21 protein-coding genes and 2 tRNA genes are annotated in these 24,095 nt (G+C 73.5%); 2 read left to right on the top strand and 21 right to left on the bottom strand.

Annotated elements, in window-relative coordinates; genetic code table 11:
* Window positions 1–56 precede the first annotated feature (56 nt).
* Window positions 57–596 carry a peptidylprolyl isomerase gene (locus GJV82_RS05035; RefSeq protein WP_024841597.1) on the bottom strand — a complete coding sequence of 180 codons (540 nt, stop codon included), beginning with the start codon at window positions 594–596 and terminating at the stop codon, window positions 57–59.
* Between the two features lie 141 nt (window positions 597–737).
* Here GJV82_RS05035 and GJV82_RS05040 point away from each other — a divergent pair, with 141 nt between their 5' ends.
* Window positions 738–1,901: a hypothetical protein gene (locus GJV82_RS05040; protein WP_024841596.1), complete on the top strand. Its 1,164-nt coding sequence runs from the start codon at window positions 738–740 to the stop codon at window positions 1,899–1,901.
* Window positions 1,902–1,919: 18 nt separating this feature from the next.
* Here GJV82_RS05040 and GJV82_RS05045 read toward each other — a convergent pair whose 3' ends face one another.
* The 16 genes from GJV82_RS05045 to gyrB form a co-directional block, all read right to left on the bottom strand.
* A complete protein-coding gene (locus tag GJV82_RS05045) occupies window positions 1,920–2,564 on the bottom strand; it encodes an HAD family hydrolase (protein ID WP_155098457.1) in 645 nt (214 codons plus the stop codon).
* Window positions 2,561–3,115, bottom strand: coding sequence for an ATP/GTP-binding protein (locus GJV82_RS05050; protein ID WP_155098458.1), 555 nt, complete (start codon window positions 3,113–3,115; stop codon window positions 2,561–2,563). Before GJV82_RS05050 ends, GJV82_RS05045 begins: the two co-directional genes overlap by 4 nt.
* Window positions 3,112–3,393, bottom strand: coding sequence for a phosphopantetheine-binding protein (locus GJV82_RS05055; RefSeq protein WP_024841593.1), 282 nt, complete (start codon window positions 3,391–3,393; stop codon window positions 3,112–3,114). Before GJV82_RS05055 ends, GJV82_RS05050 begins: the two co-directional genes overlap by 4 nt.
* Window positions 3,344–4,480 (bottom strand): beta-ketoacyl-ACP synthase III, encoded by a 1,137-nt coding sequence (locus tag GJV82_RS05060; protein ID WP_318657295.1) that lies wholly within the window; start codon window positions 4,478–4,480, stop codon window positions 3,344–3,346. The genes GJV82_RS05055 and GJV82_RS05060 overlap by 50 nt, the downstream gene beginning before the upstream one ends.
* Window positions 4,473–5,174, bottom strand: coding sequence for an AAA family ATPase (locus GJV82_RS05065; RefSeq protein ID WP_115941534.1), 702 nt, complete (start codon window positions 5,172–5,174; stop codon window positions 4,473–4,475). The genes GJV82_RS05060 and GJV82_RS05065 overlap by 8 nt, the downstream gene beginning before the upstream one ends.
* A gap of 34 nt (window positions 5,175–5,208) precedes the next feature.
* The gene (locus GJV82_RS05070; protein ID WP_155098459.1) at window positions 5,209–6,225 is read right to left on the bottom strand and encodes an AvrD family protein; all 1,017 of its coding nucleotides are present in this window, start codon (window positions 6,223–6,225) and stop codon (window positions 5,209–5,211) included.
* Entirely contained in the window at window positions 6,222–7,691 is a 1,470-nt protein-coding gene (locus GJV82_RS05075; RefSeq protein ID WP_155098460.1) for an MFS transporter, read from the bottom strand. The genes GJV82_RS05070 and GJV82_RS05075 overlap by 4 nt, the downstream gene beginning before the upstream one ends.
* A gap of 84 nt (window positions 7,692–7,775) precedes the next feature.
* Entirely contained in the window at window positions 7,776–8,525 is a 750-nt protein-coding gene (locus tag GJV82_RS19390; protein WP_179151518.1) for an MBL fold metallo-hydrolase, read from the bottom strand.
* 59 nt (window positions 8,526–8,584) lie between these two features.
* Complete coding sequence (locus GJV82_RS05080; RefSeq protein WP_024841587.1) at window positions 8,585–9,427, bottom strand: helix-turn-helix transcriptional regulator; 843 nt, start codon at window positions 9,425–9,427, stop codon at window positions 8,585–8,587.
* Window positions 9,424–10,128 carry a thioesterase domain-containing protein gene (locus GJV82_RS05085; RefSeq protein ID WP_155098461.1) on the bottom strand — a complete coding sequence of 235 codons (705 nt, stop codon included), beginning with the start codon at window positions 10,126–10,128 and terminating at the stop codon, window positions 9,424–9,426. Before GJV82_RS05085 ends, GJV82_RS05080 begins: the two co-directional genes overlap by 4 nt.
* 217 nt (window positions 10,129–10,345) lie before the next feature.
* A tRNA-Ala gene (locus GJV82_RS05090) sits at window positions 10,346–10,421 on the bottom strand.
* Window positions 10,422–10,460: 39 nt separating this feature from the next.
* Window positions 10,461–10,580 carry a DLW-39 family protein gene (locus GJV82_RS19910; RefSeq protein ID WP_216859231.1) on the bottom strand — a complete coding sequence of 40 codons (120 nt, stop codon included), beginning with the start codon at window positions 10,578–10,580 and terminating at the stop codon, window positions 10,461–10,463.
* Between the two features lie 28 nt (window positions 10,581–10,608).
* Window positions 10,609–10,682: transfer RNA gene (locus GJV82_RS05095), tRNA-Ile, on the bottom strand.
* A 125-nt stretch (window positions 10,683–10,807) separates the two neighbouring features.
* Entirely contained in the window at window positions 10,808–11,815 is a 1,008-nt protein-coding gene (locus GJV82_RS19915) for a DUF3566 domain-containing protein (protein ID WP_225873101.1), read from the bottom strand.
* Complete coding sequence (gene gyrA / locus GJV82_RS05105; protein ID WP_318657306.1) at window positions 11,812–14,451, bottom strand: DNA gyrase subunit A; 2,640 nt, start codon at window positions 14,449–14,451, stop codon at window positions 11,812–11,814. The genes GJV82_RS19915 and gyrA overlap by 4 nt, the downstream gene beginning before the upstream one ends.
* 165 nt (window positions 14,452–14,616) lie before the next feature.
* Entirely contained in the window at window positions 14,617–16,695 is a 2,079-nt protein-coding gene (gene gyrB / locus GJV82_RS05110; protein WP_312028501.1) for a DNA topoisomerase (ATP-hydrolyzing) subunit B, read from the bottom strand.
* A 567-nt stretch (window positions 16,696–17,262) separates the two neighbouring features.
* Between gyrB and GJV82_RS05115 the strand changes: the two genes are divergently transcribed.
* On the top strand, window positions 17,263–18,810 hold the full coding sequence (locus GJV82_RS05115; RefSeq protein ID WP_155098463.1) for a hypothetical protein: 1,548 nt from the start codon (window positions 17,263–17,265) through the stop codon (window positions 18,808–18,810).
* 156 nt (window positions 18,811–18,966) lie between these two features.
* Here the strand turns inward: GJV82_RS05115 and GJV82_RS05120 are convergent, their stop codons facing one another.
* The 4 genes from GJV82_RS05120 to dnaN are packed head-to-tail and all read right to left on the bottom strand — an operon-like array spanning window position 18,967 to window position 23,064.
* Window positions 18,967–19,593 (bottom strand): DUF721 domain-containing protein, encoded by a 627-nt coding sequence (locus GJV82_RS05120; RefSeq protein ID WP_024841581.1) that lies wholly within the window; start codon window positions 19,591–19,593, stop codon window positions 18,967–18,969.
* Entirely contained in the window at window positions 19,580–20,884 is a 1,305-nt protein-coding gene (recF, locus tag GJV82_RS05125) for a DNA replication/repair protein RecF (protein ID WP_155098464.1), read from the bottom strand. Before recF ends, GJV82_RS05120 begins: the two co-directional genes overlap by 14 nt.
* Before the next feature lie 55 nt (window positions 20,885–20,939).
* Window positions 20,940–21,878, bottom strand: a complete 939-nt coding sequence (gene gnd / locus GJV82_RS05130; RefSeq protein WP_155098465.1) for a phosphogluconate dehydrogenase (NAD(+)-dependent, decarboxylating) — start codon at window positions 21,876–21,878, stop codon at window positions 20,940–20,942.
* Window positions 21,879–21,933: 55 nt separating this feature from the next.
* Entirely contained in the window at window positions 21,934–23,064 is a 1,131-nt protein-coding gene (dnaN, locus tag GJV82_RS05135) for a DNA polymerase III subunit beta (protein ID WP_024841578.1), read from the bottom strand.
* Between the last annotated feature and the right edge of the window lie 1,031 nt (window positions 23,065–24,095).

Raw genomic sequence — 24,095 nt, forward strand, 5'->3', positions numbered from 1 at the left:
CCCGGCCGTCCCGTACGCGGGCGGACCAGGAGGCCCGGGAGGCGTCGTCGAGATGGTCAGTCCTCGATCGTCACGGACGTGATGACGATGTCCTCCTGCGGGCGGTCGCCCGGGCGCGTCGGCGTCGCGTTGATCGCGTCGACGACGGCACGGGACTCGTCGTCCGCGACCTCGCCGAAGATCGTGTGCTTGCCGTTGAGCCACGGCGTCGGGACCGTCGAGATGAAGAACTGCGACCCGTTCGTGCCCTCGGCCTCGCCCGTGACGGGGTTGCGGCGCAGGCCCGCGTTCGCCATGGCGAGGAGGTACGGGCGGTCGAACTGGAGCTCGGGGTGGATCTCGTCGTCGAACGTGTAGCCGGGGCCGCCGGTGCCGGTGCCCAGCGGGCAGCCGCCCTGGATCATGAAGTCCTGGATGACCCGGTGGAAGATCAGGCCGTCGTAGAACGGCTCGGTGCGCTCAGCGCCCGTGCGCGGGTCGGACCACGTCGTGGTGCCCTTCGCCAGCCCGACGAAGTTCGCCACCGTCTTCGGGGCGTGGTTCGGCAGGAGCTCGATCCGGATGTCACCTGCGGTCGTGTGGAGGGTTGCGAACATGGGCACTATCCTCCCACGAGACCCGCTCGCGACCCGTCCGACGGGATGTCTCGCGGGGCGGGCGGGGTGGTGGCAGAGTGGTCGGAAACGCCCACGCATCCGCCATATCGTCCCGTCGGACGACGACCCCGGGGAGCACGCATGACCCGTACCCGCTCAGCGAGCGACTCCGTCAAGGACACGCTCGAGTCGATCGACACCGAGAAGCTCAAGGAACAGGCCGCGCAGGCCGCCGCGACCGCCCAGCACGCGGCGACCCAGCTCGCGGACCAGGCCAAGGACGCGGCGGTGCAGGCCAAGGAGTGGGGCACGCCCAAGGTCGAGGCCTTCCTGGAGTGGCTCCAGCCGCGCGTCGAGAAGGCGTGGCAGGACAGCATCCAGGCGGCCGCGCCGCGCGTCGAGAAGGCCGCCGTCAAGGCCGCTCCGGCGATCGACACCGCGCACGACAAGCTCGTCGACGAGGTTCTGCCGAAGATCGTCGCGAGCTTCAACGCGGCAGCGGCGAGCGCGGCGGAGTCCGCCACGCGCGCGGCCGACGACGCGGCGAAGGCGACGGCGGCCGCGTCCGTCGCCGCCGCCGCGGCGACCGGCAAGAAGGCGCGCAAGCTCGCGAAGCAGGCCGAGAAGGCCGCGACCGAGGCGGCCAAGCACGCGAAGAAGTCGGCGGACAAGGCCGGCAAGAAGGCCGCGAAGCACGCCGACAAGGCGGCGGAGAAGGCGGCGGCTCGCCTCGCGGCCGCCGCGGACAAGGCCGCCGCGAAGGCCGCCGAGGCCGACGCCTCGAAGGGCAAGGGCCGCACGATGTGGTGGATCGCCGGAGGGATGACCGCCGCCGGCGTCGGCTACGTGCTCTACCGCCGCGCGCAGCCCGCGACGGACCCGTGGGCCGAGCCCTGGGAGCAGGAGCAGCAGCAGGTGCACTTCGACGACGTCGTCGGCGAGGCGCGGCACGCCGTCGGCGACGCCGCCGAGACCCTCGGAGAGGCCGCCGGCGCCGCCGTCGCGAAGGGCCGTGAGGCCACGGACAAGCTCGCCGAGCGCGCCGCCGAGGTGCGCGAGGACGTCAGCGACCGCGTGAGCGAGGCGGTCTCCGAGGCGAAGGACGCGGCGAAGAAGGCGTCGAGCCGCTCCCGCGGGTCCGCGCGGGGCGGGTCGTCCGCGGCGTCGAAGGACGCCGCTGCGGCGAAGGACGCGGCCAAGGACGCGGCCGACGACCTCGGCGACGCCGGCCGCAAGGCCCGGGACGCCGCCGAGGAGGCCGCGCAGGAGGCCGTCGAGAAGTCGAAGGACGCGGGCGGCGAGTGAGCGGTCCGCGCTGACGCGTCAGAGCGTCCGGGTCACGGCCCGGGTGACGGGCACGAGCCGGTCACCCGGGCCGACCCGTGTCCCCGTGCCGACGGCGCGCAGGAACGGCAGGTCGGACGCGTGGTCGCCGAACCCGGCGCAGCGCTCCAGGGGTATCCCGTGCGTCGCCGCGTGGGCGCGCACCGCCCGGGCCTTCGCCTCGCCGACGAGCGGCTCGACGACGTCGCCCGTGTAGCGGCCGTCCCGCACGACGGCCCGGGTCGCCAGGACGTCCGCCTCGACCCACCGCTCCCGGACGCCGACGAGCGCGGGCTCGAACGCGGCGGACACCGCGACCACGCGCGCGCCCGCACGCCGGTACCGCTCGACCGCGGCGAGCACCGGCGGCACCGGCTGCTCGGCCCACGGCCCCCCGGCGGCCGCCCAGTCCCGCGCGACCCGGACGACGTCGTCGACGGCACGACCGCGCCACCACGCGAAGTACCGCCGGTTCGTCACCTCGCGCGGCGTCCCGGCGGCCGCGGCCTCGCGCAGCGACCGCAGGAACCGCTCGCCCTCCGCGACGCGCCCGGACCGGTCCGCGTCGTACCGCAGGAGGTCGAAGATCGTGCTCCCGCGGCGCAGCGTGCCGTCGACGTCCGTGTAGACCGCGACGGCCGTCACGTGAGCCGTCCCACGACGCCCGCGACACGCTCCTCGACGTCGCCCGTGACCGTGACCGCCCGGACGCCGGAGAGCCGGAGAGCAGCGCGCGTGCGGCGGTCGAGCGCCGCCTGGAACGTGGCGTCGATCGGCGCGTCCGGCGGCAGCGGCACCTCGGGCGCCACGTGCACCACGAGGTCGTACCGTCTGCCGAGGCCCCGCGCGAGCTCACACGTCGCGCGGCGCGCGAGCGGCCCGAGGTCGGCACCCTCCCGGCGCGCCGCCGCGACGCCCGCGAGGTAGACCCACTCGTGGAGCACGGAGCCGTCGGAGAGGAGCCCGTCCCCGAGGGCGGTCTCGCCCCGCACGCGCTCGTCGAAGCGCCGCAGCACGAGCTGGAAGACCTCCTCCGGGGAGCAGTCCTCCAGCGCCCGGGGCACTCCCGGCACGGGGTCGCGCATCGCGGTCGTCGCCGCGACCGGGAGACCGAGCCGCGCGGACAGCGCCCGGACGAGCGTCGTCTTCCCCGCGCCGTAGGCACCGACGACCGCGACACGCGACCCGCGGCTCACCGCCCGGCCCGGTGCGCGGCGACGCGCTCGCGCACCACGTCCGCCACGCCCTGCAGCGTCCCGGCGTCGCGGAGCTCCCACTCGTGGACCTCGACGCCGTAGAGGCGCGTCACGACGACCGCCGCCTCGGCGAGCACCAGCGAGTCGACGTCGTGGTCGTCGAAGCGCGCGTCGTGCGGGAGGTCCGCCGGGATCTCGAGCACGACGTCCGTGATGGAGCGGACGATCTCAGGCGTGCCGAGGTCGGCCGGCGGGAGCCGGGGTGACGAGGTCGGCATGGTGGTCTCCTCTCGCGGGGCCCGCCGTCGGCGAGCCGTGGTGGTGGCGTGCGGGCACGTGCCGGTCGCGGGTCGCGCGGGCGTGCGTCGTGCGGGCGGCCGGGTCGCCCGGCCAGGTCAGGGTCGTGGCGCCCCACGTCGTGCCCCCGCCGAACGCGGCGACGACGATCCGGTCCCCGCGGTCGAACCGGTCGGCGTGGTGGGCGAGCGCGAGCGGCACGGACGCGGCCGACGTGTTCCCGAACCGCCCGAGGTCGTCGACCACCTTGGCGTCGGGCAGGCCGAGCGCTCGGGCCACCGCCGTGAGGATGCGGCGGTTCGCCTGGTGCGCGACGAGCCAGTCGCAGTCGTCCGCGGACCACCCCGCGTGCGCGAGCGCGCTCGCCGCGACCTCGGCGAGCCGCGAGACCGCCGCGGTGAACACCTCGCCGCCGCGCATCGTGAAGTAGCGGTCAGCCGTCGGCGTCGCGGCGTCGACGGGGAGCCGGGACCCGCCGGCGCGCACCACGATGTGGTCGGCGCACGACCCGTCCGACCCCAGGAGCACCCGGTCGACCGTCCCGGGCGCGCCGGGCGTCCCCGCGACGAGCACGACCGCGCCCGCGCCGTCTCCGAAGATCACGGCCGTCGTGCGGTCGGACGGGTCGACGATGCCGCTGAAGCGGTCCGCGCCGACGACGAGCACCGACTCCGCGGACCCCGCGAGGATCGCGTCGCGCGCGCTCGCGAGGGCGTACACGAAGCCCGAGCAGACGGCGCCCACGTCGTGCGCCGGGACGGTCCCGAGGCCGAGGCGGTGCGCGACCCACGGGGCCGTCGCCGGGCACGGGTGGTCCGGCGTCGTCGTCGCGAGGACCACGCGGTCCACCCGGTCGAGACCCGCGGTGCGCAGCGCGGCGCGGCCGGCGTGCACCGCCATGTCCCCGGTGGACGTCCCCGGGTCGGCCCAGCGGCGCTCCCGGATGCCGGTCCGGGTCGTGATCCACTCGTCGGTCGTGACGAGCGCGCGCTCGAGGTCCGCGTTGGTGACGACCCGCTCGGGGACGTACGCGCCCCAGCCCGCGACCAGCGCGGCGCGCTCAGACACCGACGGGCTCGCGCTCGAGCTCGGACCGCGTGTCGATCGCGGCGTAGTCGGCCTCGGCCCGGCGCAGCGCCTCGTCGAGCGGGATCACGCGCGGGAGGTCGAAGTGCGCGGTGATGGTCCGGAGCCGCTCCGCGACGGTCCCGCCCGCGGTGAGCGTGGGGATCCCGAGGGCGTCGACCTCGTCCTGGATCATCGTGTCGGCGAGCACGCGGAACCGCTCGTTCACGGGGCGGTGCCCGTCGGCGACCATCGGGAACTCGACGGGCAGGCGCACGAACGCGTCGTACCCGGCCTTCGCGTGCTGCTTGGCCGGGACACCGAGCTGCGTGATGACCTCCTCGAAGAACGCGAGCTCCGGCGTGCGCTCCACGGTGTCGAGCGTCGCGGTCGCGGTCGGGTTGATGCCGACGAGCACGCGCACCGTGCCGTAGATCCACTCGTGCAGCGACGAGCCGTCCGAGATGAACGTGTCGCCGAGGTGCGACTCGTTCACCGCGCGCTCGGTGTTGCGGCGCGTGATGAGCATGAGGATCTCCGCGCCCGTGCACTCCTCGAGAGTCTTGCCCGGGACGGAGAGGGGGAGCAGCTCACGCATGGTCTTCGCCGCGCTGCGCGGGATCCCGGTGTAGTGCGACAGCGCGAGGGTCGTGAGGGTCTTGCCGGTGGAGTAGGTGCCGGAGACGGCGAGGCGCATGACGGTCCTTTCGTGACGGTCGGGGAGGGGTCGATCAGGGGGCGGGGACGGGGTCGCCCGTGGCAGGTGCGACGGGGAGCGCGTGCGCGACCGCGCACACGACCTCGTAGGGCCCGACCCCGGCGACGACGTCCGCGAGGCGCCACGGGACGCCGTCGCGCTCGACGACGCGGGCGCGCGCGAGCCGCGCACGGGCGGTGAACGGGCCCGTGCCGCGCGGCGCGGTGGACGCCCGGACCGTCGTGCGGCGCATCCACAGCGTGCTCGACCGCGCGCGGTCGAGGTCGTCGAGGTCGTACAGGAGCACCTGGCCGAGCTGGAGCGCCGCGACGAACGCGTCGAGCAGCGTGAGGGTCGGCTGGCGGTCGGCCTCCAGGCCGCGTAGGCGGACGGCGTCCTCGTCCGCGTGCACGTCGCACCGCGCGACGAGGTCGTCCCCGTCCCGTCGGCCGTCGCGCAGCTCGACCGCGTGGTCCACGATGCCCGACCCGTACGTCTGGCCCTCGCCGCACAGGGCCGCGAGCGCACCGACCGACGAGAGGTCGGCCAGGCTCTCGACCGCGAGCGGGCGGCGGACGCGGCCCCGCACGGCGAGCGGCCCGACGGCGGCGTCGAACGCGTGCGTGGCGGCGCCGTCCCCGGCGTCGATCCCCGCCGTCACCGTGAACGCGTCGAGCGCGTCCTCGAGCGGGGTGTCGGACGCGCGGACCTCGACCTCCGTCACCGCGGCGGCGGCGGCCGTCTCCGGGGCGAACCGTGTCGCGAGCAGCGCCGTCACGCTCTGCGCCGCGAGGGCGAGGGCGTCGGTCGTGGCGAGGTGCTGACGCTGCTCGCGCCCGTCCTTGCGCGACCACGTGCCCTCGACGTCGAGCGAGCCGAGCGCCTCGAGCGTCGAGCGATCGCCCCGGTGCGTCACGCGCAGGTCCCGCAGGCGCGGCGTCGTGCGCCGGTAGCCCGAGCCGAAGAACCGGGTCCGCGACGGGCCGAGGACGTCGTCGACGTGCGCCCACGCGCCCGACGAGCGCGCGACGACCGGGGTCGGTGCGGTCACCGCGCCCCCACCTCCGAGTCGTGAGCCGCAGCGGCGTCTTGCGGTGCGGCGGACGCGCTCGCCGCGGCGGGCCGCGGCACCCGGTACAGCGCGAGCACGAGCCCGGCCACGACGAGGAGCACGAGCGCGTCCACGACGAGCCCCGTCTTGACGCCGGCGAGGTACTGGTCCGGCGTCGCCGTGACGGAGACCCCCGCCGCGATCGCCACCGCCGCGAGGACCGGCGTCCCGAGCGTGAAGGCGACCTGCTGCGTCATCGCGGTCAGTCCCGTCGCGAGGCCCTGCTCCTCGTCCGGCAGGCCGGACGTCACCGCGACGGTGTAGGAGACGATGACGAGCACGTGGCCGAACCCGCCGACGGCCGTCGCGGCGAGGATCGTCGCGTACCCCGAGGCGAACCCGTGGCCCAGCGCGAGGAAGCTCAGCGCCGTCGCGCCCTGGAGCACGAGCCCGAGCACGAGCGTCGCGCGGGCCCCGACGCGGTTGATGATGCGCGCGGCGACGACGCCTCCCGTGAACGCGCCCGCGCCGAGGACGGTGAACGCGACGCCCGTCTGCAGCGCCGACGCGCCGAGCACCTGCTGGAGGTAGATCGTCAGCAGGAACACCTTGCCGCTCTCCATCGCGAACGTCGCGAGCCCCGCGAGGTTGCCGAGCGCGACGGACGGTCGGCGCAGGATCGTCACCGCGGCGAGCGGGTGCGACGAGCGCGACTCGATGACCCAGAAGACGACGAACAGCGCGGCCGACGCCGCGAGGAGGCCGATCGTCGTCGGGGACGCCCAGCCCGCGTCCTCCGCCGTCGTGAGGCCGAGGACGAGCGCGAGCAGCGCGAGCGTGATGGTCACCGCCCCGGGGACGTCCAGGCGGCGCCGCGACGGCTCCGACGACTCGCGGATGAGGAACGGCGCGACGAGGAGGACGGCGATGCCGACCGGGACGTTGATGAAGAACGTGAAGCGCCACCCGAGCAGCTCGGTGAGCACGCCACCGAGCACGGACCCCGCCGCGAACCCGAGCGAGAGCAGGGCGCCGTTGAGCCCGAGCGCCCGGTTGCGCGCCGGGCCCTCGGGGAACGAGGTCGTGAGGAGCGCGAGCGCGGACGGCGTCGTGATCGCCGTCGCCACGCCCTGGACGACGCGCGCCGCGTAGATCACCGACGCATCCTGCGCGAGGCCGCCCACGAGCGACCCGAGGGTGAGGAGCGCCATCCCCAGGAGGAACAGCTTCTTGCGCCCGTAGTAGTCGCCCACGCGGCCCATGAGCAGCATGAGCCCCGCGGCGGAGAGCGCGAAGAGCGTGACGATCCAGGAGAGCTGGCTCGGTCCCATGTCGAGGTCGGCGCCGATGACGGGCAGCGCGACCGTGACGATGGAGAAGTCGAGCGCGAACATGAACTGGGCGGCGAGCAGGACGACGAGGACGCCGGTGTCGCGGCGCGAGACGGTCGGGGAGTGGAGGGCCATGCGGCCACCCTCCCGGCGGGCGGGGGCCCCATCCAGACTCGCGCGGACGTAGGTGCGCGGATGCTGGTGGTCGGACCACCAGGGTCAGTCGTCGCCGACCGGTTCCCAGCGCCCGTCCCGCACGACGCCGAACGGCACGTCCGCGAGGTGGGTCGCCACGGCCGTCGTGCCGGGGACGGAGAGCGCGTCGAGGACGCGCCGCCGCGACCGCTCGGACGCGACGGGGTCCACGTCGAAGCACGACCCCCACCCCGGGTGCTCGAGCTGGACGACGCTGTGCAGGACGTCGCCGACGACGAGGATCCGGCCCTGCGCGTGCGTCACCTCGAGACTCACGTGGCCCGCGGTGTGGCCCGGCGTCGCGAGGACGCGGACGCCCGGCACGACCTCGTCGCCCTCCCTGACGCGGCGCCAGCCCGCCGGTGCGCGCTCGCCCGCGCCCACGAGGTGCGGCACGTCGTCCAGGCCGGCGAACCCGGGCCACCCGCGCAGCGCCCACCCCGCGTGGTCGTCGTGCGCGTGGGTGAGCACGACCGCGTCGACGGTGCCCACGACGTCGGCGTGCTCGACGAGCCCCCCGCCGACCATCGCGCCGATCGACGCGTGCGTCGCGTCCGCGGGCACGTGGACCGGGCCGAGCCCGGCGTCGACGAGGACGCGCCAGTCCGGGCCCTCCAGGAGGAGCGCGCCGATCGAGGCGACGAGGAGGCCGTCCGCGTCGAGCAGGTCCGGCCGCGTGCACGCGAGGTCCGGGGCGTCGGGCCGGTCGTCGAGCGAGAACCACCGCCGCGGGTGGAGCCCGACGTGACCGTCCGGGAGGTACGTGGCGCGCACGCCCCCCGCGGTGAGCGTGCGCCGCCGGCCCGGCCTCGCCCACCGGTGCACGTCGGCGCTCACACGACCCGCGCCAGGGCGTCCGCCGTCGACGTCGCCGCCTTGGGGATGTAGACGAACACGCGCTGGTCGCCGCCCTGGAACGGCGTGAGGACCGACGGCTCGAAGCTCAGCCGCCCGAGGCTCGGGTGGTCGTACACGAGGTCGACGTGCGGCACGACGCCGACGACGTGCGCGTCCCACAGCGAGCGGAAGTCCTCCGAGACCGCCGACAGGTCGCGCACGATCGTGGTGAACCCGTCGTCCCCCGCGTACCGCGCCGCCTGCTCGCGGAGCTGGGCGACGAGCATCGGGCCGACGACGTCGCGCAGCGGGAACCGCCCCGCCGTCGACGCGTCCACGAAGAAGTCGACGAGGCAGTTGCTGCCCGGCTCGATCCCGAACACGTAGCGCGCGAGCGCGTTCGTCGCGAGCACGTTCCAGTAGCGGTCGACGCCGTACGCCGGGCGTCGTTCGACCGCGTCGACGAGCGCCTGGAGGCGCGAGGCCGAGCCCGTGGCGTCGTCGTCGCCGTGGTCGTCGACCGGGCCCCCGAGCCCGGCGAGCTCGAAGAGGTAGCGGCGCTCGGGCGGCGTGAGGCGCAGCGCCCCGGCGATCGCCTCCAGCACCGCCGGGGACACCGAGAGCTCCCGGCCCTGCTCGATCCACGTGTACCAGGACACGCCGACGTGGGCGAGGACCGCGACCTCCTCGCGCCGCAGCCCGGGCGTACGACGGCGGCCGCCCGCGGGAAGGCCGACGTCCTCGGGCCGCGTCGCCTCGCGCCGGCGCCGCAGGAAGCTCGCGAGCTCGGTGCGGCGGAACGACTCCGCCCGCGCGCGGTCCGTCGCGACGGCGGTCACGCGACCGCTCCGGCCGACCCGCGGTCCGTGACGAGCGCGTCGAGACCGGCGAGCGCGTCCGGTCCGTCGGACGCGTCCGGTCCGACGAGGGCGTCGGGTCCGGTCGGCGTCGCGGCGACAGCGCGGACGAGGTCCGTGAGCACGTCGTCGGGCACGTGGTGGAAGAGGTGACCCGCGCCGGGCAGCCGGTGATGGCGCGAACCGGGGCCGCCGCGCGCCGTCCACTCGAGCGCGTCGGCCTCGCCGACCACGTCGTCGAGCGTGCCGCGCACCACGTGGACCGGCACGCGCAGCGCGGCGCGCGACGGCACGTACCGGCGGACCCGTGCGAGGTCGCGCGTCAGCCGGTCGGTCGGTCGCCCACCCACGCGGTCCAGGCACCGCCGCGCGTGGCGGCCGGGTGGCGCGCCCAGCACGACCGCGCGCGGACCGACCCCGCCGAGCGACTCCGCCGCGGCTGCCGCCTCGTACGCCACGAGCGCGCCCATGCTGTGGCCGTAGTACACGCCTGACGGGTCGGGCACGCCGCGCCACCATCGGCGCGCCGTGGCCACGATCGGCTCCGGACCGCTCGCGTCGTCGTCGTACGCGACGACCCGGACCTGCGGGCCCAGGCGCGCCCAGTGCCGGAAGGCACGGCGGTCCCCGCCCGCGTGATGGAAACAATGGAGCATGGTGCCCTGCACACCGGTGCTGCCCACGTCGTGACCCCCTTCGCGACGACCGTCCCGACCAGGGACGACGACTCGGAGACTATGCGGGCGGCACGGGTGCGACAAGGCGGGTGAGGAGCCTCACCCCCGGGCGCTCAGAGCGCGAGACGACGTAACGGCCCGGACCGCCACGGCTCTCCGACGAGGCGAGACGGTCCCGGGAACGACGAAGACCAGGCCCGACGGATCGGTCCTGGTCTTGCGGTGGTGGAGCCAGGGGGACTCGAACCCCCAACCCCCTGCTTGCAAAGCAGGTGCGCTACCAATTGCGCCATGGCCCCGGGCGACGCGGCCTGGGGCCGGTCATGAGCGAGTCGTGCTCACTCGAAGGTGTCGGTGACCTCTGCCCAGAGGTCGCGCTCGGCGTTGTCCTCCGTGTACTTGCGCCACAGGACGTATCCGGCGCCGGCGGCGAGGAGCAGGACGAGAAGCTTCTTCATGACGTTCCCCCTCGAGTGGGTTCGGCAGTGGGCCTAAGAGGACTTGAACCTCTGACCTCTTCCTTATCAGGGAAGCGCTCTAACCGTCTGAGCTATAGGCCCGTTCGTGCCTCGCGCCGGACAGCCCCGGGGGTCCGCTCCGCTCGCAGGCAGCGCTTGAGGTTACCCCACCGGGCGCCGCAGACCCAAACCGAGAGGTCCGCGGCCCCGGGTGCGGAGCGTTCTCGTCAGTCGTCCGTGAGCGTGAGGTGCACGCCGCCCACGAGCGCCGCGACGATGTTGTAGAGGAACGCCATGATCGTCGACAGCGCGGTGATGATGACGACGTTCACGACGCCGAGCAGCGTGGCGATCGAGATGACGCGGCCGAACGCGACGTACTGCTGGATGTCGACGTCGGTCTCCGTCCCCACGATCTGCGTGAAGAGCTCCTCGATCTTGAAGAACACCTGCATGCCGTCGAGCACGTACCAGACCACGGCCGTCGCGACGACGGTCATGATCCCGATCGCGACCGCGAGGAGGAAGCCGAGCTTCATCGCGGACCACGGGTCGATCCGCGACACTGCGAGCCGCACGCGGCGCGGACCGCCGTCGTGCCGGACCGCGGGCGTCGCGCCCGTCGCGGTGCCGACGGCCGGCGTCGCGCCCGTGACGTGGGTCGCCGTCCCGGTCACGCCCGCCGCGGAGTAGTGCATCGAGGAGCCTGCTGCGGCACGGGCGGTCGCGGCGGGCGCCGCGGAGCCGGCCGGGGCCGCCGAGGTGGTCGTGGGCACGCGCCTCACCGTCTCGTCGTCGATCTCGTCGTGCCCGGGAGCGGGCTCCGTCTCCGCCGGCGCGGCGGGGACCGCGGCCGACACCTTCTTCGCGGCGCTCTTGGCCGCGGCGATCGCGGCGGCGGCGGCCTTCACGGCACCCGCGCGCGCGACCGCGACCCGGCTCTCGCCCGACGCGCGCTCCATGCCGTCGTCGTCCACGGCCGGCGCGGGGACGTCGCGCGTGGTCGCCGGGGGAGGCGGGGGCGGCGGCGGCACCGCACTGGCGGCCGCGCCGTTCGACGACGCCTTCGAGGCACCGTTCGACGACCCGCCGGAGGTCCCGTTCGAGGAGGAGCCGTCCGCTTCGCCGTGCCGGGCCGGGGCCGGGGCGCCGGTGCGCGACGACGCGTCCGTGTCGGGACGCGGCACCGTCAGCCGCGGCGTGATCGTCGGCGGGGCGTTGTTCTCGCTGCTCATCTGGTTTCCTCGGTGGTTCCGGGGGCCGGCTCGGTCGCGCTCGCCCCGTCGGACGAGGCGGCCGCGTCGGTGGTCGGTGCGCTGCTCGTGTCGGTGCCGCCCGGGGCCGTGCCGGTCCCGTCCTCGCCCTCCACGGTATCCCGATCCTCTCCGAGGCGACGCTCGACGTTCCGCGCGACCGCGATGATGCGGTCGCCCTTGTCGGGCTTCGCGAACGTCACCCCCTGCGTGTTGCGGCCCGTGAGGTTCACCTCGTCGACCGCGGACCGCACGATCTTCCCGCGTTCCATGATGACGAGCACCTCGTCGTCGGCCTCTGTCACCAGAGCCCCCACGAGATCTCCACGAGCCTCGACCAGGTTGGCGACCTTGATGCCCAGACCGCCGCGTCCCTGGACGCGGTACTCGTCGATCCGCGTCCGCTTGGCGAACCCGCCCTCGGTCACGACGAACAGGTCGGATCCCTCCTCGACCACGTCGGCCGAGAGCAGCTCGTCGCCGTCGCGGAACTTCATGCCCGTGACGCCGGACGTCGCACGGCCCAGTGGGCGCATCGTGTCGTCGTCGGCGTGGAAGCGGATCGACTGGCCCTTGCGCGAGACGAGGATGAGGTCGTCGTCGGCGTCCACGAGCAGCGCCGCGACGAGCTCGTCGGGCGTGCCCGACTCGTCCTCGCGGAGGTTGATCGCGATGAGCCCGCCCGAGCGCGGCGAGTCGTACTCGGCCAGGCGGGTCTTCTTGACGAGGCCACGACGCGTCGCGAGCACGAGGTACTGCGCGGCGTCGTAGTCGCGCAGGTCGAGCACCTGCGCGATCCGCTCGCCCGGCTGGAACGCGAGGAGGTTCGCGACGTGCTGGCCCTTGGCGTCGCGGCCGCCCTCGGGCAGCTCGTACGCCTTGGCGCGGTAGACGCGACCGAGGTTCGTGAAGAACAGCAGCCAGTGGTGCGTCGTCGTGACGAAGAAGTGGTCGACGATGTCGTCCTCGCGCAGCTGCGCGCCACGCACGCCCTTGCCGCCGCGCTTCTGCGCGCGGTAGCTGTCGCTGCGGGTCCGCTTGACGTACCCGCCGCGCGTGATGGTGACGACCATCTCCTCCTCGGCGATGAGGTCCTCCACGGAGACCTCGCCGTCGAACGGCAGGATCGTCGTGCGGCGCTCGTCGCCGTACCGCGCGACGATCTCGGCGAGCTCGTCGCCGACGATCGCGCGCTGGCGCTCGGGCTTGGCGAGGATGTCCTGGTAGTCGAGGATCTGCCGCTCGAGCGCGTCGTGGTCGTCGAGGATCTTCTGCCGCTCGAGGGCCGCCAGACGGCGGAGCTGGAGGTTGAGGATCGCGGTCGCCTGGACCTCGTCCACGCCGAGCAGCTCCATGAGCCCCGCGCGCGCCTGGTCGACGTCGGGAGAGCGACGGATGAGCGCGATGACCTCGTCGAGCGCGTCGAGCGCCTTGAGGTAGCCGCGCAGGATGTGGATGCTGCGCTCCGCCTCGGCGAGCAGGTACTGCGTGCGGCGCACGACGACGTCGAGCTGGTGCGTCGTCCAGTGGCGCACGAACGCGTCGAGGCTCAGCGTGCGCGGCACGCCGTCGACGAGCGCCAGCATGTTCGCGCCGAACGTGTCCTGGAGCTGCGTGTGCTTGTAGAGGTTGTTGAGCACGACCTTCGCGACGGCGTCGCGCTTGAGCACGACCACGAGGCGCTGGCCCGTGCGTCCGGACGTCTCGTCGCGGATGTCCGCGATCCCCTGGACACGGCCGTCCTTGACGAGGTCGGCGATCTTCGCGGCGAGGTTGTCCGGGTTCACCTGGTACGGGAGCTCGGTGACGACCAGGCACACGCGGCCCTGGATCTCCTCGACGTTGACGACCGCGCGCATCGTGATCGACCCGCGGCCGGTCCGGTACGCCTCCTCGATGCCCTTGTGGCCGAGGATCGTCGCGCCCGTCGGGAAGTCGGGGCCCTTGATGCGCTGCAGGAGCGCCGCGAGGAGCTCCTCGCGGGTCGCGTCCGGGTGCTCCAGGTGCCACCTGACGCCCTCGGCGACCTCGCGCAGGTTGTGCGGCGGGATGTTCGTGGCCATGCCGACGGCGATGCCGGCCGAGCCGTTGACCAGCAGGTTCGGGAACCGCGACGGCAGGACCGACGGCTCCTGCGTGCGGCCGTCGTAGTTGTCCTGGAAGTCGACGGTGTCCTTGTCGATGTCCCGGACCATCTCCATGGCGATCGGCGCCATGCGGCACTCCGTGTACCGGGGGGCGGCGGCCGGGTCGTTGCCCGGCGAGCCGAAGTTCCCCTGGCCCGCGACGAGCGGGTAGCGCAGCGACCAGTCCTGCACGAGGCGAACGAGCGCGTCGTAGATGGCGCTGTCGCCGTGCGGGTGGAACTTGCCCATGACGTCGCCGACGACGCGCGAGCACTTCGAGTACGACCGGTCCGGCCGGTAACCGCCGTCGTACATCGCGTACAGCACGCGCCGGTGCACCGGCTTGAGGCCGTCGCGCACGTCCGGCAGCGCACGGCCGACGATGACGCTCATCGCGTAGTCGAGGTACGACCGCTGCATCTCGAGCTGCAGGTCGACCTGCTCGATGCGCCCGTGGTGCACCGCGACCGCCGTCCCGTCCGCGTGCACGATCTCGTCGGCCGCGTCGCCGGGAGCCGCGGGCTCGATCTCGGGGTTCTGGTCGTCGGTCACGCTCTACCTCGTTCGTTCGTCTCTTCGTGCATCGTGGTGCGCACGGCCGCCCCGGGGAGCCCGGTACCGGCGGTCCTCAGGCTCCTTGCGGAGCCGCGCGACGGCTCAGATGTCAAGGAACCGCACGTCCTTCGCGTTGCGCTGGATGAAGCTGCGCCGGGACTCGACGTCCTCGCCCATGAGCACCGAGAAGATCTCGTCGGCCGCGGCGGCGTCGTCGAGCGTGACCTGGTTGAGCGTGCGGTGCTCCGGGTCCATCGTCGTGTCCCACAGCTCCGAGTAGTCCATCTCGCCCAGACCCTTGTAGCGCTGGATCCCGTTCTCCTTGGGGATCCGCTTGCCCGCGGCCTGCCCGGCGGCGAGGAACGCGTCGCGCTCCTTGTCCGAGTAGACGTAGTCGTGCGGGGCGTTCGACCACTTGAGCCGGTACAGCGGCGGCTGCGCGAGGTAGACGTGCCCGTTCTCGATGAGCGGCCGCATGTACCGGAACAGGAGCGTGAGCAGGAGCGTCGCGATGTGCTGGCCGTCGACGTCGGCGTCGGCCATGAGGACGATCTTGTGGTAGCGGAGCTTCGTGATGTCGAAGTCCTCGCCGATCCCGGTGCCGAACGCGGTGATGATCGACTGGACCTCCTGGTTGGACAGGGCCCGGTCGAGGCGCGCGCGCTCGACGTTGAGGATCTTGCCGCGGATCGGCAGGATCGCCTGCGTCTGCGGGTTGCGGCCGCGGACGGCCGAGCCGCCGGCGGAGTCGCCCTCGACGATGAAGATCTCGCACTCCTCGGCACGGTTCGACTGGCAGTCGCGGAGCTTGCCGGGCATGCCGCCGGACTCGAGCAGCCCCTTGCGGCGGGTGGCCTCGCGCGCCTTGCGGGCCGCGATGCGCGCCTGCGACGCCTGGATCGCCTTGCGGATGACGTCGCGGCCCTCGTTCGGGTGCGCGTCGAACCAGTCGGTGAGCTGCTCGTGGACGACGCGCTGGACGAACGTCTTCGCCTCGGTGTTGCCGAGCTTGGTCTTCGTCTGGCCCTCGAACTGCGGCTCGCCGAGCTTCACGGACACGACGGCGGTGAGGCCCTCGCGGATGTCGTCGCCCGTGAGGTTGTCGTCCTTGTCCTTGAGGATGCCCTTGTCGCGCGCGTAGCGGTTGACGAGGGAGGTCATCGCGGCGCGGAAGCCCTCCTCGTGCGTGCCGCCCTCCGTCGTGGAGATCGTGTTCGCGTAGGTGTGGACGGACTCGGAGTACGCGGTCGTCCACTGCATCGCGATCTCGACCGAGATGCGCTTCTCGGTGTCCTCGGACTCGAAGTCGATGACGTCCGGGTGGACGAGCTCGACCTTCTTCGCCGCGTTGAGGTGCTTGACGTAGTCGACGAGGCCGCCGTCGTACTTGTACGTGACCGTGCGCGCCGGCGTCGCCGCCCCGGACGCGGGGGAGCCGTCCGCGGCCGCGACGCCGTCGGCGTCGGCCGCCGCGTCCTCGCCGCCGGTGACCTCGTCGCCGGTGTCGAGGTGGGCCGGGCGCTCGTCGGTCAGGGTGATGCGCAGGCCCTTGTTGAGGAACGCCATCTGCTGGAAGCGCGCGCGCAGCGTCTCGAAGTCGAACTCGGTGGTCTCGAAGATCTCCGGGTCGGCCCAGAACGTCTGCGTCGTCCCGGTGGCGTCGGTCGCCTCGCCGCGCTGGAGCTCGCCGACGGGCTTGCCACCGTCCGCGAACTCCTGGCGCCACGCGTAGCCGTCGCGCTGGACCTCGGTGACGACGCGCGTCGAGAGCGCGTTGACGACGGAGATGCCGACGCCGTGGAGACCGCCGGAGACGGCGTACCCGCCGCCGCCGAACTTGCCGCCCGCGTGGAGGATCGTCATGACGACCTCGACCGTCGGGCGGCCCTCGGTGGGGTGGATGGCGACGGGGATGCCGCGACCGTTGTCGACGACGCGGACCCCGCCGTCGGCGAGGAGCGTCACGTCGATCGAGTCGGCGTGCCCGGCGAGCGCCTCGTCCACAGAGTTGTCCACAACCTCGTACACAAGGTGGTGGAGGCCGCGCTCACCCGTCGAGCCGATGTACATGCCGGGACGCTTGCGGACCGCCTCGAGGCCCTCGAGGACGGTGATGTTGCTCGCGTCGTAGCCGCCGCCCGCCGTGGGTGCCGCCTCCGCGGACGCCGTCGGGTCGGAGATGGCGGTGTCGGTGTGGTCTGCCACGGGCAGGACTGCTCCTCGTCGTCGTGCGCGCTGCGCCCGCGTTCGTGCGGATCGGGTCGCTGCTGCTCAAAGGTTCCGGGCCCGCACCGCCGTCGGCCCCAGCCCTCGGTGGCGGGGTGACGACCCACCGGTCGGGGACTGGTCGCACCACCTCCGTGAGGCGGCGCGAGCGAGTGGTGACAAGACCCGGAATGACCTCACCAGTCTACCCGCCACGAGCCGAATTCCGCGGATTGTGGCCCTCTCCGGGGCGGTCGGCGCGACATTCCCGACGCGATCCGCGCGCCGCCGTCGAGAGGTTCTCCACACGGTTGTCCACAGGGCCAGTGCGCGGCGCTCCGGCCGGCCCTCGACGCGGTCCCCGTGGACCCCTCGGGCGGGCGCGCCGTCACCTGCGGCCGATGGTTGATTGACGCGACAAGTCCGGAATCGGCATTTCGCGGAGAGGATGGTCTAATACCACACACAATCATGATTCGCGCGTCGTCCGCGCAGGAGTGATCGGCGTGCGGGCGGCCCGACCCACGAAGGGACCCTCACCCCGTGAAGAGACTTCTCGCGAGCGCGACAGCGACAGCGCTCGCACTCGGCGGACTGCTGGTCGCCACCGCGACCCCCGCCTCCGCCCACAGCGGCGAGCCGATCGCCGACTGCCAGAGCCTCACCGTCGACCTCTGGGCGTACGCGAACGGGAACGGTCTGACCGTCGTCGTCGACGGCCAGACCCTCGAGCCGCGCCGCTTCGACGGGCGCTTCCGCAAGACGTACCCGCTCGACCCGACCCAGGACCACACCTGGAGCGTCGCCGTCGACGCCGCCGACCACGACCGCTACGACCGGTCCTGGAACGGCTCCACAACGGCCTGCGAGGCTCCCGAGGAGGAGAGCCCCGTCCAGGTCGGCGTCTACGTGTACCCCAAGCTGGACGCCGACCGCCCCGCGGCCTGGGAGAACTCGGGCCCGCAGCGGATCGTCACGAGCGGCGAGCTCCCGCTGCCCGAGCGCCCGTGGGACAAGACCTGGCTCGTCACGCCGCTCGACCTCGAGGCCGTGCGCGAGGTGGCCCGCACGATCGAGCCGGACGTGACGACGGCCGACCTGTGCACCGCGTGGGCCGTGCAGCAGGACCTCGTCGACCTGCCGGGCGGTCTCGACGACCTCCCCACCGACATCCGCTACTCGCCCGACGGCGACCACCTCGGCGAGTTCCCGCACGGCACGCTGATCTCCTGGGACCACCAGGACCTCGCGAACCTCTTCCCCGAGGGCGAGTGCGACACCCCCGAGCGCCCCGCGGAGGACGTCGCCGCCCCCTCGACCCCGGTCGTCCCGACCGCGCTCGAGGTGTGCGGCGCCGAGCTCACCCCGCAGGACGTCCCCGCCGAGTCCGAGGAGTTCCGCTACACGGCGACGGCCGAGGGCGTCGTGGTCGAGCCCAAGGACGCGAGCGTCACGTTCTCCGACGAGACCGCCGGGCTCGGCTACGTGGTCGCCGAGGACGGGCGCAGCGCGCTGTTCCCGCTCGCCGACCTCGTCCCCTCCGAGGAGGAGTGCGCGCTCGTCCCCGGTGAGATCGCCGCGGTCTGCGAGGGCGACGTGCCCTACCTGGGCTACGAGGTCGCGCTACCCGAGGGCGTCACCGTCGACGAGGAGAACCCGCTGACGATCACGTTCCTGCACCCGAACGGCGGTGAGGACTACGTCCTGACCGACCAGCCGCTCAGCGGGACCATCCTCTGGCCGGGCGCGTCCGCCGAGGAGCCGAAGCAGTGGCCCGGGTTCGTGCGCAACGAGGACGGGTCGTACACCGAGACCGAGGGCAACTACGCGTGGACGCGCGACGGCGTGAGCGTCCTCTTCGAGGTCAACCCGTCGTACTCGACCGTCGTCGACTACCCGCCGGCGACGAGCGCGTGCGCCAACCCGCCGGTCGCGCCCGTCGCGGTCGAGGACGTCGCGGGCCCCGCCGAGCCGGGCGGACCCGCGCTCGCGACGACCGGCGCGACCGTCGCCGGCGCCGCGGCGTTCGCCGCGCTGCTGGTGGGCGGAGGCGCCCTGGTGCTCTGGCTGCGCCGTCGCGCGCACGCCTGACCCGACCAGGTGACCCTCGCGGTCACCTGCACCCCACGAGGCCCGCCGCGTCCCCGGTCGCGGCGGGCCTCGTCCTCCCGCCGCGCGCGGGACGCCGCCGCTCATCGGGAGGCGCGGGTCCGCCGTCGGGCGCTCAGCCCCGCGTCTCGCGCGGCCTCAGCCCCACGTGTCCCGCGGCCCGGGTCCGCGGACGGACCGCTTGCCGCGCCGGAAGCTCGGACCCGCCGGCCCCAGGACCGTCACCGTCTCGACCACGCCCTCGCCGACCTCGCGCGCGAGCCGTTCGAGCAGCTGCGGGGCGAGCAGGCGCACCTGCGTCGCCCAGGCCGTCGAGTCCGCGCGCACCACGAGGACCTTGTCCTCGAACGTCTCCGGCTCGCAGTGGTCCGCGACCTGGTCCCCGACGACCTCGCGCCACCGCCCGACGACGCCTCCCACGGACACGTCGGCGACCCAGTCGCGCTCGCGCAGCAGGTGCGCGACGACGTCCCCCAGGAGCTGCGGGTCGCGCCCGCCCGGGCGCGCTCCCGACGTCGGCGTGTCGGCCAGGATCCGGCGCCGCGGCTCCTGCCCCGGACGCAGACCCTTCGCCCGCGCCGCCGCCTTCGCGCGGTTGAGCGCCTGCCGCGCGACCTCCGCCGGCGGCGTCAGGTCCACGACGTGCCCCACGGGGACGCCCGTGGACCGCGGCTCCGGCGCGTCGACGTCCCCCGCGTCCGCGCGCGACGACGGCGCCCGGCGACCCGGCTCGTCGTCGCCCGGGCGGGCCTCAGTCCTCGACACGGCTGACCGTCCCGTCGTGCACGGAGAAGCGAGCACCCTCGAGGAGCGCCGGGACGTCGTCGGGCACGGCCGCGGTGATGATGACCTGGCCCGCGCCGGCGACGAGCTCCGCGAGACGCTCGCGCCGGCGGACGTCGAGCTCGGCGAACACGTCGTCGAGCACGAGGATCGGCTCGCCGTCGGGACCCCACTGGTCCGCCCACAGCAGCGAGTCGAGGCCCGCCGGCGCCCCGTCCTTGAGCAGGCGGTAGGACGCGAGGCGCAGCGCGAGCGCGAACGACCACGACTCGCCGTGGCTCGCGTACCCCTTCGCTGGCAGGCCTCCGAGCGTGAGCACGACGTCGTCGCGGTGCGGCCCCACGAGGTTCACCCCGCGCTCGATCTCCTTCGCCCGCACCACCCGCATGGCATCCAGCATGCGCTTCTCCAGCGTCGCGACGTCCGGAAGGGCGGGCGCGTCGGCGTCGTCCTGCGGGTCCGTGCCTGCCGCCGGGGTCGCGGACGACGGCGCGTCCTCGTCGAGCACCTCGTCGACGGACGAGCGGTACGCGATCCGCGCCTCGCCCTGCCCCGCGCTGACCTGCTCGTACGCCTCCGCGACGTACGGCATCAGGGCGGCGACGAGCTGCAGCCGCAGTGCTGTGATCTCGGCGCCGAGGCTCGCGAGGCGCGCGTCCCACACCTCGAGCGTCGCGAGCGGGGAGGCCGCCTGCTCGGGTGCGTCGTCCTCGGGCGGCGGCTCGACGGCGGCACGACGGGCTCCGCGGCCGCGACCCCGCAGCGCCGTCGCCGACTTGAGCAGCGCGCCGCGCTGGCGCAGGACGCGGTCGTAGTCGGCGAGCAGCGCGGCGACGCGGGGCACGAGGAGAACGGCGAGCTGGTCGAGGAACCGGCGTCGCCCGTCCGGGTCGCCCTTGACGAGGGCGAGGTCCTCCGGCGCGAAGAGGACCGTGCGGACGATCCCGAGCACGTCGCGCGGCCGCTTCGCGGGCGAGCGGTTGATGCGCGCCCGGTTCGCGCGGCCCGACGCGATCTCGAGCTCGACCGTGCTCGCGCGGTCGCCGCGGACCACACGCGTGCGCACGACGGCGCGGGTCGCGCCCGCTCGCACGAGGGCCGCGTCACCCGCGACGCGGTGGCTGGCGAGGGTCGCGACGTAGCCGATCGCCTCCACGAGGTTCGTCTTGCCCTGGCCGTTCTGCCCCACGAGGGCGTTCACGCCGGGGACGAGCTCGACGTCGACGGACTCGTACGAGCGGAAGTCGACGAGGGACAGGTGCGAGACGTACATCGGTGCGAGGAGGTCCGGGGGCGAGGGACGAGGACGCGCGGGGGCCGGCCCGCCGTCAGGCGGGAGGCTCGAGCGGCCCCGCGCCCGGGGACGCCGGTCCGGCCGCCTTCACGGCGTGCCCGCCGAACTGCTGACGCAGCGCCGCGACGGCCTTGAGCGCCGGCGACTGCTCCTGACGCGACGCGAACCGGGCGAACAGCGCCGCCGAGATCACCGGGAGCGGCACGGCGTTGTCGATCGCCTCGTCGACGGTCCACCGACCCTCGCCGGAGTCGTCGACCCAGTCGTCGATCGCGGCGAGCTGCGGGTCCTCCTCGAGCGCCTTGACGAACAGGTCGAGGAGCCACGAGCGCACCACGGTGCCGCGCGTCCACGCCTTCATCGTGCCGTGGACGTCCTTGACGAGCTCGCTCTTCGCGGCGAGGAGCTCGTAGCCCTCCGCGTACGCCTGCATGAGGCCGTACTCGATGCCGTTGTGGACCATCTTCGCGAAGTGACCCGCGCCCACCTCGCCCGCGTGCACGAAGCCCTCCTCGCGCGGGCCCTCCGGGCGCAGCGCGTCGAAGATCGGCATCGCGGCCTCGACGTAGGTGCGGTCGCCGCCGACCATGAGGCCGTACCCGTTCTCGAGGCCCCACACGCCGCCCGAGACGCCGACGTCGAGATAGCCCACGCCCTTCTCGGCCAGCTCGCCGGCGCGCGCCTGGTCCTCGGCGTAGTAGGAGTTGCCGCCCTCGATGACGACGTCGCCCTCACCCAGCAGTCCGCCGAGCTCGGTGACGACGCTCCGGGTCGGGTCGCCCGCGGGGACCATCACCCACACGATCCGCGGGCCGTCGTCGGGCAGGGCCGCGACGAGCTCGGTGAGGCTCGCGACGTCCGTGACCTCGGGCCGCGGGTCGTACCCGACGACCTCGATCCCGGCCGCGCGGATGCGCGCCCGCATGTTGTTGCCCATCTTGCCGAGACCGACGAGTCCGATGCGCGTGACCATGCGTGTCCTCCGGTGGGGTCGGGCGTGCGGGTACGGGACGGGCGACCTCGGCGGTTCAGCCCGCGAAGCGGATCGGGACGAGGAGGTAGCGGTAGTGGGACGAGTCCTCGCCGTCGAGCGAGTCCTGACCGGTGAACTCGACCGGCTTGTTCGGGTGCGTGAAGCTCAGGCGGACGAAGTCCGTCCCCAGCGCACCCAGGCCGTCCAGCAGGAACTGCGGGTTGAACGCCACGGAGATGTCCTCGCCGACCAGCACGGCCTCCAGCGCCTCGGACGCCTGCGCGTCGTCACCCTGCCCGGCGTCCAGCACGACCTGGCCGTCCGTGAACGACAGCCGGATGGGCGTGTTGCGCTCCGCGACCAGGGAGACACGCTTCGCCGCGTCGATGAGGGGGGCGGTGGGGACGACCGCGTGGATCGGGGTCTCGTCCGGGAAGAGCCGGCGCACCGCGGGGTAGTCGCCGTCGACGAGCTGCGACGTCGTGTGGCGGCCGCCCGCCTCGAAGCCGATGAGGTCGACCCCGACGCCGGTGTTCAGGCCGATGTTCACGAGGCCCGATCCGCCGAGCGACTTCGCGACGTCGTTGAGCGTGCGCGCGCGCACGAGCGCGACGGCCGAGTAGCTCGGCGTCACCGGCGTCCAGGTGAGCTCGCGCAGCGCGAGGCGGTAGCGGTCCGTCGCGAGCAGCGTGATCTTCTCGCCCTCGATCTCGACCCTTACACCCGTGAGGAGGGGCAGCGTGTCGTCGCGGCTCGCGGCGACGGTGACCTGCGCGACGGCGTTCGTCAGCTCGTCGCCCGAGACCGTCCCCGAGAGCTCGGGCATCGCGGGCAGGGCCGGGTACTCGTCCACAGGCATGGTGAGGAGCGTGAAGCGGCTCGCCCCGCACGTGACGATGACCTTGTTGCCCTCGAGGACGACGTCGACGGGCTTCGCGGGCAGCGCGCGGGAGATCTCCGCGAGGAGCCGGCCCGACACGAGCACGGTGCCCGGCTCGCTCACCTCGGCGGGGATCTCGGAGCGGGCGGAGACCTCGTAGTCGAAGCTCGACAGGCCGATCGTCCCGGTCGCGTCCGCCTCGAGCCGCACGCCCGCGAGGACAGGGGCCGGCGGGCGCGTCGGCAGGGTTCGCGCCGTCCAGGTCACCGCGTCGGCCAGGACATCACGCTCAACCCGGAACTTCATCCCACACCCTCTCGTCCCAACGTCCTGATCGGACTCGATCTTCACATGTGCCGTCCGGCTGCGCCCCGGTGCCCGGCTCGTCGTCGAGCGGTGCGCCCCGGGCGACCGTGCGGCGAGCCCGGTTCCTCCAGGACGCGACGAGCTCGGTCCGCAGGTCCGCGCACACGCGTCGTGCATGAACCCTACGCGAGGTGCGGGTCCGGAGGAACTGGAACGACGTCCCTGGGGACGGCGCTGTGGAACGGTCCGTGCGCGTGCACGGGGTCGGCCGTCGGAGCATGCTCGGTCGATCGGCCGGCGCGGAGGTCACGGTCGGCCGCCGGTGCCTGATGAAGGCGTGTGAATTCCCCCTGCTAGATCACTGTCGTCATCGTCATAGGGGTTGTGGAACTCGTGGAAAACCGACGTTTCCGCAGGTCAGAGCACTAAATGCCGTGTGGACGGGCTGGTGGTCGCTGTGTGGGAAAGTCGCGCGTCCTGTGGGCGGCCGCTCTGTCCCCACACGTCGTCCACCGAGATGGGGTGCTCCGTCCACACGAACACGGCCGTCGTCCACAGTTATCCACAGAACGGCGCACAGGGATGGGAAATCCGGTGCGTCCACAGACTGTGTACGCGGATGTCCGTCCACATCGAGCACGGGAAAACCGCGCAGGAATCCACGGGTCCTCGATCTGAGTGCGTGGTTGTGGCCGGGCGCCGTGCCCCGGGATCACGCGGATGTCACAACCCACAGCAACCCTGTGGATGACTGTGGACAACTCGGCCCACACGCTGTGTACGAACCACCTTCGTGGGCTTCGGGACGGGGCTCGGCAGAGCCGGTGGCCCGATATCCACAGATTCGCGCACCCAGGTGGGGAACTCTGTGGATGGTCGGGGCGGTGCGTGAGGCGCGGACGGGTCTGTGCTCGGTCGCCGTCCGCCGCGTGACGAAGACCTCGCACGAGCGGGTGGAGAACCGGTCCGGAGAACGTCGTCGGGCCGCCGTCGCGTCGCGCGAGCGGACCGGACAGGAGCGCGCCGGGCCT

It is taken from the genome of Cellulosimicrobium composti, from assembly GCF_009711085.1.
In the GTDB taxonomy this organism is placed as follows: Bacteria; Actinomycetota; Actinomycetes; order Actinomycetales; family Cellulomonadaceae; genus Cellulosimicrobium; species Cellulosimicrobium composti.

Excerpts from the sequence above, each read along its gene's own strand:
- GJV82_RS05035 (WP_024841597.1), bottom strand. The coding sequence starts at position 596 with ATGTTCGCAACCCTCCACACGACCGCAGGTGACATCCGGATCGAGCTC.
- GJV82_RS19910 (WP_216859231.1), bottom strand. The coding sequence starts at position 10,580 with ATGAAGAAGCTTCTCGTCCTGCTCCTCGCCGCCGGCGCCGGATACGTC.
- GJV82_RS05040 (WP_024841596.1), top strand. The coding sequence starts at position 738 with ATGACCCGTACCCGCTCAGCGAGCGACTCCGTCAAGGACACGCTCGAG.
- gnd (WP_155098465.1), bottom strand. The coding sequence starts at position 21,878 with ATGGTCACGCGCATCGGACTCGTCGGTCTCGGCAAGATGGGCAACAAC.
- GJV82_RS19915 (WP_225873101.1), bottom strand. The coding sequence starts at position 11,815 with ATGAGCAGCGAGAACAACGCCCCGCCGACGATCACGCCGCGGCTGACG.
- recF (WP_155098464.1), bottom strand. The coding sequence starts at position 20,884 with ATGTACGTCTCGCACCTGTCCCTCGTCGACTTCCGCTCGTACGAGTCC.
- GJV82_RS05055 (WP_024841593.1), bottom strand. The coding sequence starts at position 3,393 with ATGCCGACCTCGTCACCCCGGCTCCCGCCGGCCGACCTCGGCACGCCT.
- dnaN (WP_024841578.1), bottom strand. The coding sequence starts at position 23,064 with ATGAAGTTCCGGGTTGAGCGTGATGTCCTGGCCGACGCGGTGACCTGG.
- GJV82_RS05075 (WP_155098460.1), bottom strand. The coding sequence starts at position 7,691 with ATGGCCCTCCACTCCCCGACCGTCTCGCGCCGCGACACCGGCGTCCTC.
- GJV82_RS05065 (WP_115941534.1), bottom strand. The coding sequence starts at position 5,174 with ATGCGCCTCGCCGTCTCCGGCACCTACTCCACCGGCAAGACCCTCACG.